The organism is Candidatus Schmidhempelia bombi str. Bimp (assembly GCF_000471645.3).
GTDB lineage: Bacteria > Pseudomonadota > Gammaproteobacteria > Enterobacterales > Orbaceae > Utexia > Utexia bombi.
Genome location: NZ_AWGA01000011.1, coordinates 98,624 through 110,984 on the forward strand (window position 1 = coordinate 98,624; position 12,361 = coordinate 110,984).

Here is a 12,361-nt window from a genome sequence, read left to right on the forward strand (position 1 = left end):
AGGTAGGAAAATATTCCTACTATTAAATTAATTTATTGGAAATTATCTTTAAGTTTTCTTAAGGTAGTAAACAGTGATAATGTATCATAAATATTCAATTTACTCTGTAAGATTTCATCAGTACAACGTAAAAATATGTTTATTTTTTTCTCTAGGCTTAGTTGACTAGGTAATGTCATCTGCTTATTCAATCTAATTTGTTTTGCTTCTTCTAATTTTTTAGCAATTAAGTTATCTTCTGGCAACACATGGTGTGCAAATCTTAAATTATTTACGGTGTATTCATGAGCACAACAGATCTGTGTGCTATCATCCAAACTGGCTAAAAGTGTTAATGACTCTAACATTTGTTTTGATGTACCTTCGAAAATTCTTCCACAACCAGCTGAAAATAACGTATCACCACAAAATAGATAAGGTTTACTGTAATAGCTTACATGACCCAAAGTATGACCAGGTGTAGCGATAACCTGAAAGGTTAAATTATTGTCAATAGCGATAGATTGATTATGATGAACAGGTGTAATGGGAATACCATTCAATTTATGACAAACTTCTAAAGGACCATATATACGCAACGATGGATAGTGTTTAAACAAATGACTAACCCCACCAATATGATCTTGATGGTGGTGTGTTAATAAGATAACTTGTGGACGAATATGATGTTGTTGTAAACAGTCTATTACCGGCTCTGAATCGCCAGGATCAATAATAATAGTCTGTTTTGAATAATCAGATAACATCCATATATAATTATCAACAAAAGCGTTTAATGCGGTTAAGTGATATCGCTTATTCATTTTCTTTTTTAAAACCTTCATCATATTTTTTAGGATTATTTGCCGCTTCGCGAGCTAACTGATCGCACCGTTCATTTTCCAAATGCCCTGAATGTCCTTTTACCCATATCCATTCCACTTGCTGTTTTTGTAGCACGCGATCTAAACGTTGCCAAAGGTCGATATTTTTTACCGGTTTTTTATTCGCGGTCAGCCAACCATTTTTTTTCCAATTAAAGATCCATTGACTTATTCCATGCCGAACATATTGACTATCTGTGTAAAGTTTACAATCACAACGCTGGGTTAACCGCTCTAGACCAACGATAGCCGCCATTAATTCCATACGATTGTTAGTTGTTAACATATACCCATCAGATAAAGTTAATTCATTGGTTTTATAACGTAATATAACACCATACCCCCCGGGACCGGGATTACCTAGACATGAACCATCGGTAAATATTTCTATTTTCTTTAACAACATCACTTTTAAATCTCTGATAGAATAGATATGAATTGGTGACTATATAACATTAGTTTGAAAAACTCAAAAATGTTAAATTTTAAATGGTTTAGTAATGAAGAAAACAACTTTAAGTAATCCTGAACGACAAATTGTCCTTGATACTGAAACTACGGGGATGAACATGGATGGTGGTATCCATTATCTAGGTCATAAAATTATTGAAATTGGCGCTGTTGAAATAATTAATCGCCGACTTACCGGTAAACACTTTCATGTTTATATTAATCCAGAACGGATGGTCGATGAAGAAGCCTATAAGGTTCATGGTATTAGTAACCAATCGCTACAAGATAAGCCTCTCTTTGCCGAAGTGGCGGAAAAATTTATCCAATTTATAGATGGGGCTGAATTGGTGATTCATAATGCCGCGTTTGACGTAGGATTCATTGATTATGAGTTTAGTTTAATCGCTCATCCTTTTAAGGTTGCTGAACACTGTTTAGTTACCGATACACTTGCAATGGCAAGACGATTATTTCCAGGTAAAAGAAATAACTTAGATGCACTTTGTGATCGCTATCAGATAGATAACTCCCATCGAACCCTACATGGTGCTTTACTGGATGCGGAAATTTTAGCTGAAGTTTATTTAGCTATGACGGGAGGACAAACCTCTTTATCTTTTTCCTCCGATGATATAGCTCATGCTCAGCAACAAACGGCAATAGAGGTACAAAAATTAGATCGTCAGGAACATAAATTAACTATTATTCAAGCTAACCAGCAAGAATTAAAAGAACATGAATTATTTTTAGATATGATTATTAAGAAAAGTGGTAATGCGATGTGGCGTAAAAATGAGTAATAAATAATAGAAACGTCCAATTTATAAACAAATGAGAAGTAATTCTATAAAAAGTGATTGACGATCATCAGATAAATCTTTAATATTCAACTCAATTCGAGAGTGATACAAAACTTGAGAAAACATTAACGCGGAGCGGTAGTTCAGTTGGTTAGAATACCTGCCTGTCACGCAGGGGGTCGCGGGTTCGAGCCCCGTCCGTTCCGCCACTTAATCATCTTATTATAATACTTACCTTTTTGTTATCTCTTTATATAAAAATATATTATTAAGTAATAATTCATTTTATCTTTATCTTATTGCATGAATAACGTTATCTACTAACGTATCGAGTTTCCGTAAGTAGCTGGAGATAAGTTGTTTTTTATCTGTGAATTATCTTTTATTAGAATAACAAATTCTGTCCACCTTATGGAGTTTTCCTCGTTTTTACTATCGTAATCTTTATCAGCTATTAAAAATAACTATTAGCAAAACTCTATTTAGGATGTTTTTGGGAACAAATAAGTCGGATTGTGATATACCAATATAAATACCCACTGTAATTACAGTACAGTTATATTTTGAGTATGGTGGTAATAATTTTTTATTTATAGCATTGTTATCAATGATAGCAAATTTCAGATTTATCGTATTTCTTATGAATTGATAGGATTTATTACCGTTGTTGATAGCGAGGTTGGTGACAGTGATAAATATTTAAAGCAACCACATCGTCAACGCGACGGTTTTTATTATATAGTTATCGCCTATCACCATAAAGAAAACAAAGTGGGCCCATAAAATAGCTTAGACTAATAATTATTGATAACTTTTATCGTATATAACTTTGTGTTATTGTCGATACCTTACTTGAAATAAATGTATCGCTATAAAAACTTTAAATTTCATTTATTATTTTAACGTATTTATTATCCCTGTTTTCTATTCGAAAACGATATATTAATGTCATCTTCATATAAAAAAGTGTCAATATTGGTTTGTTATTTGTGAATAATATCGAAATATTTTCTAATCTGATTTCAGGTTAGTTAATCTGTCTACAATGCCCTAATTAACTCGAATTAAATCACCACTCATCGTTGATTATCGAAATAATGTAAATTAACTGTTATTGTGTATATAATTTATGTGATAAACTTAAACAATTGTTTTTAAGTTAAGAATAGTATGAATCATTTACAAATTGATCATTTCGCTATCGGACAACGGTTAAAAGCTTATCGTTTTGCGGCTTCACTCAAAGCTGAAGATGTGGCTAAACATTTAAAAATTTCTCGTGCAGCTGTTTATCGATTAGAAAAAGGTGAAATTATAAAAATTGAGACCTTAAATCGGTTAGCGAATTTGCTTAATACGTCGTTAAGTAGCTTACTGGGTATTGATACAGAATATTATTCATCAAGCAATGGGTTCTTCGAGCGGATGCGGCAACTTGAAGAACAATCTACCCACATATATGCGCATTTTGAACCTTTTTCTTTTTTATTAATGTCTCCTGATTATTTTGATCATTTACAGATGATGTTGTATGAAACCGCAGAACACAATATAAAAGAGTTGGAAAAAATCGATGCGGCGTTAGTCATCTTAAAGGAACGGAAAAACGATTTATCTCATTCTTTATCTAAAGTAAATAATTTAATTGGTTTACGATCCATTGAACGTTTTTTACATATTGGTTTGGTTGGTAAGTTAAATCTATCACCAAGCAAAAAAATGACGCGGACATTATTAGCGCATAAAGAAATAGAGTATTTGATTCGCCTTATCGAAGAAAAAAACACCTTATTTGAAATAGCTATTACACAAGAAATGGTACCTTCTTCAACATTTCAAATTTTTTATAATGACGATACTCCGCTATCTTTAGCGGTTAGCGCGTTTCGCTTAGGTGAATTACCAAATGTAACCACTGGTATTGCGTCAATAACATCATCAGTGGAGGCTATTAGTCATTATCAAGGATTATTTGATAAACTATGGACTAATGGTATAAAAGACGGGCAAGCAATAGATTTATTACGTTCTACGCTTGAACGTTGTTAATGATACTATCGAACCATCCTACTATAGTATTAACTTACAATATTAAGCCGATAATAGATAATAAAAGCGCAAAGAAACGCTACTTTTTTAAAATAAACTGTTATAGACAGTAGCAGCTATCCAAAAACTGTTTTTTTATTCACTAATATTTATTTAATTAAATAGAAAACAGTTTTACTGTTATATTTAACCATATGATTAATAAAAATATTTTATTCTTTTATCAAGTTGTTTAGATAAGCTAACACTATATGTTATAAATATAGTGTCACATAGCTATTGTTTATTTATTGAGTTGTTGCTTTATTCCTTTTAAAATGCCTATATGTCATTATAAATCTAAAGAAAATACCTTATGTCTAAACCTACTTGCTCTTTGCAATTAGCACCGGTCGATTATTTTTCTGGTGTCATTCATTTACCTGGTTCAAAAAGTGTCTCTAATCGCGCGCTATTATTAGCGGCTTTAGCCTCTGGTAAAACCCGCCTTACTAATTTATTAGATAGTGACGATGTACGCTATATGTTAGATGCATTAAAGAAACTAGGCGTTAATTATCAATTATCTGCTGATCGTACTGTTTGTGACGTCGAAGGCATTAATGGAAATTTTAGCGCAGATCAACCTTTGACGCTTTATCTTGGCAATGCGGGAACGGCTATGCGTCCTTTAACTGCGGTGCTGTGTCTAGCTGATCATCAAATCACGTTAACAGGCGAACCTCGTATGAAAGAGAGGCCTATTGGACATCTTGTTGATGCATTAAGGCAAGGTGGTGCGCGTATTAATTATTTAGAAAATGAAAATTATCCTCCTCTTTATATAGAAGGAGGATTTACTGGTGGTCGTATTGAAATTGATGGATCCGTCTCAAGTCAATTCTTAACAGCTTTGCTTATTGCCGCGCCTCTTGCTATTAACGATACTCAAATTACGATTAAAGGTGATTTAGTCTCAAAACCTTATATCGATATTACCATTAAGATGATGGCGGTGTTTGGTATTCAAGTTATTAATGATAATTATCGAACTTTCTTTATTACTGGACAACAACGTTACCAATCACCAACAAATTACTTAGTTGAAGGGGATGCCTCTTCCGCCTCTTATTTTTTAGCGGCGGCGGCAATTAAAGGCGGAACGGTAAGAGTCACAGGTGTCGGCAAAAATAGTCTGCAAGGTGATATTCAATTCGCCAATGTCCTTGCTCGCATGGGTGCTAAAATTACGTGGAGTGATGATTATATTGAATGTACTAGAGGTGAATTAAATGGTATTGATATGGATATGAATCATATTCCCGATGCCGCAATGACGATTGCCACCACCGCGCTCTTTGCCAACGGTAAGACAACCATTCGTAATATCTATAACTGGCGAGTTAAAGAAACCGATCGTTTACATGCTATGGCGACGGAACTAACTAAAGTTGGTGCAACAGTTGAAGAGGGGAACGACTATTTAACGATAATACCACCAGAAAAATTACGTCATGCTGAAATTGAAACATACAATGATCACCGTATGGCAATGTGTTTTTCGCTGGTTTCATTATCAGATGATACGCCAGTAACGATCTTAGATCCAAAATGTACCGCAAAAACATTTCCAGATTATTTTATACAATTTAATAAAATGAGTAAAATAAACAAATAAACAAATAAACAAATAAACAAATAAACAAATAAACAAATAAACAAATAAACAAATAAACAATAAATTATTATTAATAATCGAGTTTATATAATACTTTTTATTAATAATACGTCGAATTAATGAGGATATTAATGCAAACATCTATTCCTGTTATCGCTATTGATGGACCAAGTGGTGTAGGTAAAGGTACATTATGTCAATTATTAGCCAAGCATTTAAACTGGCATTTACTTGACTCTGGGGCGATTTATCGTGTTTTGGCTTTATCGGCATTCAACCATCATATTGATCTCAATGATCAGCATGCTTTATCCGATTTAGCCTTAAAGCTGCCACTGGTTTTTCAAACCTCAGATACCGGCGTGACAGTTTTACTGGATAATAAAGACGTCACTCAAGCTATTCGCACCCAAGATATCGGTACTGCAGCCTCTAAAGTCGCCGCTTTAAACTCAGTTAGAGCCGCTCTACTACAACGACAACGTGATTTTTGCCAATGGCCAGGATTGATTGCGGATGGGCGTGATATGGGATCCGTTGTGTTCCCAAATGCACCAGTAAAAATCTTTTTGGATGCAAGTGCACAAGCACGAGCTGAAAGAAGAATGAAGCAGTTGCGAAAAAAAGGGATTTGTGTTAAATTTGGTGAGATTTTGCAGGAGATAATTGAGCGTGATGATAGAGACCGAAATCGTCCCGTTGCGCCGTTAAAACCTGCTGATGATGCATTAGTGATAGACTCGACTTCGCTTTCTATTACTGAGGTCTTTGAGACGGCACTAACTTACATCAAGCAAAAACTCAATTAAAGACATCGCTTTATTATAAGGACGTAATGAAGTTTTTTAAGCAACCCCATTCGGCATGAAGCTAGATGGACGTTATTTTTAACCTAAAAAGTATATTGAATATGACTGAATCTTTTGCTCAACTCTTTGAAGAGTCTTTAAACCAACTTGAAACTCGCTCAGGCGGTATGATCCGTGGTACTGTTGTTGCCATCGACAAAGATGTAGTTTTAGTTGACGCTGGTCTAAAATCAGAATCAGCAATTCCTGTAGAACAATTTAAAAATCCGCAAGGCGAGTTAGAAGTTAAAGTTGGCGATGAAGTTGACGTCGTTCTTGACTCTATCGAAGATGGTTTCGGTGAAACAATTCTTTCTCGCGAAAAAGCAAAACGCCATGAAGCATGGATCGTATTAGAAAAAGCTGCTGAAGAGTCAGCCACCGTAATGGGTGTTATCAATGGTAAAGTTAAAGGTGGCTTTACAGTTGAGCTTAACGGTGTTCGTGCCTTCTTACCAGGTTCATTAGTTGATGTTCGTCCATTACGTGATACATCACATATCGAAGGTAAAGAAATCGAATTAAAAGTAATTAAATTAGATCAAAAACGCAACAACGTTGTGGTTTCTCGTCGTGCAGTTATTGAGTCAGAAAACAGTGCGGAAAGAGAACAACTTCTTGAAACATTACAAGAAGGCGCTGAAGTTAAAGGTGTTATTAAAAATCTTACAGATTATGGTGCATTTGTTGATCTTGGCGGTGTTGATGGTCTTCTTCACATTACCGATATGGCTTGGAAACGTGTTAAACATCCAAGTGAAGTGGTTGAAGTTGGTCAAGAAATTCTGGTTAAAGTACTTAAATTTGACCGTGATCGTTCACGCGTATCATTAGGTTTAAAACAATTAGGCGAAGATCCATGGATTTCAATCGCTAAACGTTACCCAGAAGGGACTAAAGCTAGCGGTAAAGTCACTAACTTAACTGATTACGGTTGTTTCGTTGAAATTGAGACAGGCGTTGAAGGTTTAGTTCACGTATCTGAAATGGATTGGACTAACAAAAACATTCATCCATCTAAAGTCGTTAGCTTAGGTGAAGAAGTGGATGTTGTTGTTCTTGAAATTGATGAAGAACGTCGCCGTATCTCTTTAGGTTTAAAACAATGTAAACCAAATCCATGGTTACAATTTGCTGAAACTCATAACAAAGGTGACCGTGTTGAAGGTAAGATCAAATCAATTACTGATTTTGGTATCTTCATTGGTCTTGAAGGCGGTATTGACGGTTTAGTTCACTTATCGGATATTTCTTGGAATCAACCAGGTGAAGAAACGGTTAAACAGTATAAAAAAGGTGATGATATTGCCGCTGTCGTTTTACAAGTTGATGCAGAACGTGAACGTATTTCTTTAGGAATTAAACAATTAGAAGAAGATCCATTTAATTCGTTTTCTTCTGTAAATAAAAAAGGTGCGATTGTTAAAGCAACCGTTACCGCCGTTGATGCAAAAGGTGCAACTGTTGAATTAGCTGATGGTATTGAAGGTTACATCAAAGCACAAGATATTTCACGTGATCGTGTTGAAGATGCAACACAAGCAGTGAAAGTAGGTGATGAAGTTGAAGCGAAAATTACCAATATTGATCGTAAAACACGCGCAGTGACTTTATCTATCCGTGCTAAAGATGAAGCTGATGAGAAAGAAGCATTGGCAGCAGTAAATAGCTCGCCAAAACAAGAAGAAGCCTCGTTTACTAATGCAATGGCTGAAGCTTTCAAAGCAGCATCTAAAACTGAGTAGTATCTATGACGCGGGTTAGTCATTAGCCCGCTTATTTCATCGTCTCGTATAATAATAAGGGCTTTTACGGCTTAGTAACGAAGGGGGATATTATGAATAAGTCTGATTTAACTGAAAAACTTGCTAATTGTCGTACTCATCTACCTGTACAGGTGGTTGATGAGGCTGTTCGTAATATTATTGAACAGATGACAATCGCAATGGAAAAAAATGATCGTGTTGAAATTCGTGGTTTTGGCAGTTTTGCATTAAATTATCGTGCTCCACGCAAAGCACGTAATCCTAGAACTGGCGGTCAAGTGTCGGTAAAACAGAAGTATATACCTCATTTTAAGCCCGGAAAGGAGTTGCGTGAACGAGTAGCTAGTGCAAATTAATAGACTACTATTTCGAACCCGCTATTAAATAGTGGGTTTTTTTATATCTTAGCTTTTATAACTGAGTTTTTCCTGATTTTTCTATATTAAAACAATATTCATATTGTCGACTGATTTATTTAACCAATATCTTAAGCACCAGATCGGTTTATCAATTCTATCTTGCCATTTTCGAGTTATATCGCATTTTTATTTACTGCTGATTGAGCGATGAAATCAAACAGTAACAATAGTCATTTTTAGGATCGCAGCGCGTGAAGTTAAAACAAACTATTGCTTTACTCTCTTTTATTAGCGGTAATCTATCATTACTTTACTTACCAAAATTAATTACTAGTTCTCTCTTACATTGGTTAATGTTATTGCAACTGATTGTATTGATATTGGTTTTTATTAAGCCTCATACATTATTGATAAGCCTTGGTTTTCTATTATTTGGCATACTATGGTCTTCATTAAGTGCCTCACAATTAGTGACACAGGCGGTTTATAGTGATCAGCTGTTCGCTGTTGAAGGCTATGTAGAAAGTGCAAATATTGATCCGATATTATCCGATCAAGCCACAGCCCACTTACCCGCTAGCGATACTTTAATACGGTTTAAAATTTTAAAAATTGCGCAACAAACTCTGAGAAAGCCAATTAAGATTCAATTAACTTGGAATCATGCAAATGGAATCCCTTATGCGGGTCAATTGTGGTTATTAAAACTTAATATTAAAGCTATTCATGGGCGACTTAATCAAGGCAGCTTTGATTTACAACGTTGGGCTGTGAGTCAACATATGTTATTGCATGCAACTGTTAAAGAAGCCCAACTAATCTATGATAGTAGGAGTCTGCGCCAGCGCATTATTTCTAGTGTCATAAATAAACTTAGCGTTTATTCTCAATCGCCTATAATGATAGCATTACTTTTTGGAGAACGTGGTAAGCTTGAAAAAGCACTGCAACAACAACTGCTCTATTCTGGTATTGGACATTTAATGGCGATTTCAGGTATGCATATTATGCTTATTGCTGCCATCAGCTTATCACTGTCTAAATTAATTCAATTACTCGTTCCTACCTATTGTATCACCTTGAAATTACCGTGGATTATGAGTTTTACTACTGCCTTAAGCTATGCTTGGTTATCTGGCATGAATCCCCCTGCTTTACGCGCAATACTTATTTTTGGATTATACCTGACTGCTAGATTAAAAGGTTACACTATAGGTCGTTGGCAATCTTGGTTATATGTGGTATCACTACTGATTTTTATTGATCCTCTCATTATCCTTTCTAATAGTTTTTGGCTTTCTTGCTTTGCTGTTGCTAGTTTAATTTTTCTTTATCAATGGGCACCGTTACCGAAAATTATCGTTCGGCGGAAACGATGGTATTTCATTCATTTGTGTCACTTACAAATCGGTTTATCAATACTACTATTACCACTGCAACTGACCATTTTTAATGGCTTTAGCTTAGGCGGTTTAGTCGCTAATTTAATCGCTATTCCCACAATAAGCTTCATTGTTCTACCTCTTTTATTTATGGGATTGCTATTATTTTTATTAAAAATTGAACTATTTGGTGATCCATTATGGTATTTAGCCAACAAAGCGATAGGATTATTATTATCATTGAATAACTACTTTACTTCCTATTGGGTAAATAGTGATGAGCGGTTTACTTATATAGTATTTATTGGTTGGATCACGATTATTATTTGGCGTCTACGAAGTTGGCGACATTATGGATTAACGTGTTTCTTATTACTATTATTAATGGTATGTCCTTTTTTTCATAAACCAGCATATCGCTGGCGAGTTGATATGTTAGATATTGGGCATGGATTATCTATCGTTATACAACAAGATCATCAAGCAATTATTTACGATACAGGTCAACGTTATGAAAACTCATCGGCTGCTGAAAAACAGATTATCCCTTTTTTACACTTTCATCATTTAACCCCCGAATTAATGATAATTAGTCATCAGCATAATGATCACAGCGGTGGTATGGCTGAAATCAAAAAACACTATCCTGCTATAAAATTAATAAGTTCAAACAAAAATTGGCCTAACCAAGAAGTGTGTATACAAGGTAATAAATGGCAGTGGTTAGGATTAACCTTAGAGATATTATGGCCATTAGAATTGGCTGATTATGCAGGGAATAGCCATTCATGTGTGGTTCGTATTTCTGATGGTAAATTTAGTTTACTATTAACGGGAGATTTAGAAAAAGAACAAGAGTTACAATTAACAAAAAATGTGGCCTCATCTTTACATAGCACAATTTTACAAATACCACATCATGCTAGCAATACGTCATCAAGCTATGCTTTTTTAGCCAACGTGCAACCAGAATTAGCCATTAATTCTGTAGCTCGCTATAATCCGTGGGGTTTACCATCAAAAAAAACTTTAGTACGATATCAACAGCTACAAATACCTTTATCTTCAACCGATCACGTAGGACAAATCACAATTTACTTTTATGATGATGATTGGCAAATGACAAGCTATAGACAGCAAATGAAACCACGTTGGTATCATGATTGGTTTGGTAGTTTGCCTAAACAAAGGTAAAATAGTTAAGTCTAATTTCAAATGGAAAAAAATGTGAATAATAGTATCGACAAAGATTTTTCAACTTGGCAAACCTTTAAACGACTTTGGCCAATGATTACTCCTTTTAAACTTGGGCTATTTGTTGCCGCAATTTGTTTAGTTATCAATGCAGCAGCAGATACGACGCTAATTTCATTACTTAAACCATTACTTGACGAAGGATTTGGTAAAAGTGATCAAAGTGTCCTTTTAATGATGCCGTTTGTGGTCATTGGTTTAATTTTTATGCGGGGTATTGCTAATTATACGTCTTCCTATAGCCTATCTTGGGTCTCTGGTAAAATCGTGATGAATATGCGACAAAAATTATTTTCGCATTTAATTAATTCGCCTGTTCCCTTTTATGATCAAAACTCAACAGGTCGACTACTATCGCGTATTACTTATGATTCAGAGCAAGTTGCCGAATCGTCTTCTGGTGCTTTAATTGTTGTGGTACGTGAATCGGCCTATCTAATAGGGCTATTTGCGATTATGTTTTATAATAGCTGGCAGTTATCGCTGGTTTTACTGATTATTGCTCCTATCGTGGGTATCATTATTCGTATGGTATCAAAACATTTTAGGCAACTAAGTAAAAAAATTCAAAATAGTATGGGGAATGTCACTTCGGCTGCGGAGCAAATGCTAAAAGGGCATAAAGAAGTATTAATTTTTGGCGCACAAGAGGTTGAAAAAGCACATTTCCAAAAAGTAAGTAATCATATTCGCCGACAAGGGATGAAAATGGTTTCTGTTTCTGCGCTTATCACCCCATCGATTCAGATTATTGCCTCCTTTGCGCTAGCTGGTATCCTTTTTATGGCAGGGCGTTCAGAGTTTTCTGATATTTCAGCCGGTGCGTTTACTGTCGTCTTCTCATCTATGGTTGCTTTAATGAAACCATTAAAAGAGTTAACCAATGTCAATGCACAATTTCAACGCGGTATGGCGGCGTGTCAAACTCTA

The 12,361-nt window shown here is 35.0% G+C and carries 10 protein-coding genes and 1 tRNA gene; 9 read left to right on the forward strand and 2 right to left on the reverse strand.

The features are described from left to right. Positions 1-32: 32 nt before the first annotated feature. Positions 33-803 carry a hydroxyacylglutathione hydrolase gene (gloB, locus tag O970_RS01210; protein WP_024495365.1) on the reverse strand — a complete coding sequence of 257 codons (771 nt, stop codon included), beginning with the start codon at positions 801-803 and terminating at the stop codon, positions 33-35. Next, positions 796-1,266 (reverse strand): ribonuclease HI, encoded by a 471-nt coding sequence (rnhA, locus tag O970_RS01215; protein ID WP_024495366.1) that lies wholly within the window; start codon positions 1,264-1,266, stop codon positions 796-798. Before rnhA ends, gloB begins: the two co-directional genes overlap by 8 nt. A 97-nt stretch (positions 1,267-1,363) precedes the next feature. Here rnhA and dnaQ point away from each other — a divergent pair, with 97 nt between their 5' ends. From dnaQ to O970_RS01260, 9 genes are all read left to right on the forward strand, one after another. Next, positions 1,364-2,116, forward strand: a complete 753-nt coding sequence (dnaQ, locus tag O970_RS01220) for a DNA polymerase III subunit epsilon (protein ID WP_024495367.1) — start codon at positions 1,364-1,366, stop codon at positions 2,114-2,116. Between the two features lie 132 nt (positions 2,117-2,248). Continuing rightward, positions 2,249-2,325: transfer RNA gene (locus tag O970_RS01225), tRNA-Asp, on the forward strand. A gap of 961 nt (positions 2,326-3,286) precedes the next feature. Continuing rightward, positions 3,287-4,165, forward strand: coding sequence for a helix-turn-helix domain-containing protein (locus O970_RS01230; protein WP_024495368.1), 879 nt, complete (start codon positions 3,287-3,289; stop codon positions 4,163-4,165). A gap of 355 nt (positions 4,166-4,520) precedes the next feature. After that, complete coding sequence (gene aroA / locus O970_RS01235) at positions 4,521-5,822, forward strand: 3-phosphoshikimate 1-carboxyvinyltransferase (RefSeq protein WP_024495369.1); 1,302 nt, start codon at positions 4,521-4,523, stop codon at positions 5,820-5,822. Between the two features lie 131 nt (positions 5,823-5,953). Then, on the forward strand, positions 5,954-6,631 hold the full coding sequence (gene cmk / locus O970_RS01240) for a (d)CMP kinase (protein ID WP_024495370.1): 678 nt from the start codon (positions 5,954-5,956) through the stop codon (positions 6,629-6,631). A 101-nt stretch (positions 6,632-6,732) separates the two neighbouring features. Beyond that, positions 6,733-8,415, forward strand: a complete 1,683-nt coding sequence (gene rpsA, locus O970_RS01245) for a 30S ribosomal protein S1 (protein WP_024495371.1) — start codon at positions 6,733-6,735, stop codon at positions 8,413-8,415. 92 nt (positions 8,416-8,507) lie between these two features. Further along, a complete protein-coding gene (locus O970_RS01250) occupies positions 8,508-8,792 on the forward strand; it encodes an integration host factor subunit beta (protein ID WP_024495372.1) in 285 nt (94 codons plus the stop codon). Positions 8,793-9,046: 254 nt separating this feature from the next. Further along, the gene (locus O970_RS01255) at positions 9,047-11,371 is read left to right on the forward strand and encodes a DNA internalization-related competence protein ComEC/Rec2 (RefSeq protein ID WP_024495373.1); all 2,325 of its coding nucleotides are present in this window, start codon (positions 9,047-9,049) and stop codon (positions 11,369-11,371) included. 93 nt (positions 11,372-11,464) lie between these two features. Continuing rightward, positions 11,465-12,361: ABC transporter transmembrane domain-containing protein (locus O970_RS01260; RefSeq protein WP_420885463.1), on the forward strand; the 897-nt coding region annotated here is incomplete at its 3' end.

Excerpts from the sequence above, each read along its gene's own strand:
- rpsA (WP_024495371.1), top strand. The coding sequence starts at position 6,733 with ATGACTGAATCTTTTGCTCAACTCTTTGAAGAGTCTTTAAACCAACTT.
- aroA (WP_024495369.1), top strand. The coding sequence starts at position 4,521 with ATGTCTAAACCTACTTGCTCTTTGCAATTAGCACCGGTCGATTATTTT.
- O970_RS01250 (WP_024495372.1), top strand. The coding sequence starts at position 8,508 with ATGAATAAGTCTGATTTAACTGAAAAACTTGCTAATTGTCGTACTCAT.
- cmk (WP_024495370.1), top strand. The coding sequence starts at position 5,954 with ATGCAAACATCTATTCCTGTTATCGCTATTGATGGACCAAGTGGTGTA.
- O970_RS01230 (WP_024495368.1), top strand. The coding sequence starts at position 3,287 with ATGAATCATTTACAAATTGATCATTTCGCTATCGGACAACGGTTAAAA.
- dnaQ (WP_024495367.1), top strand. The coding sequence starts at position 1,364 with ATGAAGAAAACAACTTTAAGTAATCCTGAACGACAAATTGTCCTTGAT.
- gloB (WP_024495365.1), bottom strand. The coding sequence starts at position 803 with ATGAATAAGCGATATCACTTAACCGCATTAAACGCTTTTGTTGATAAT.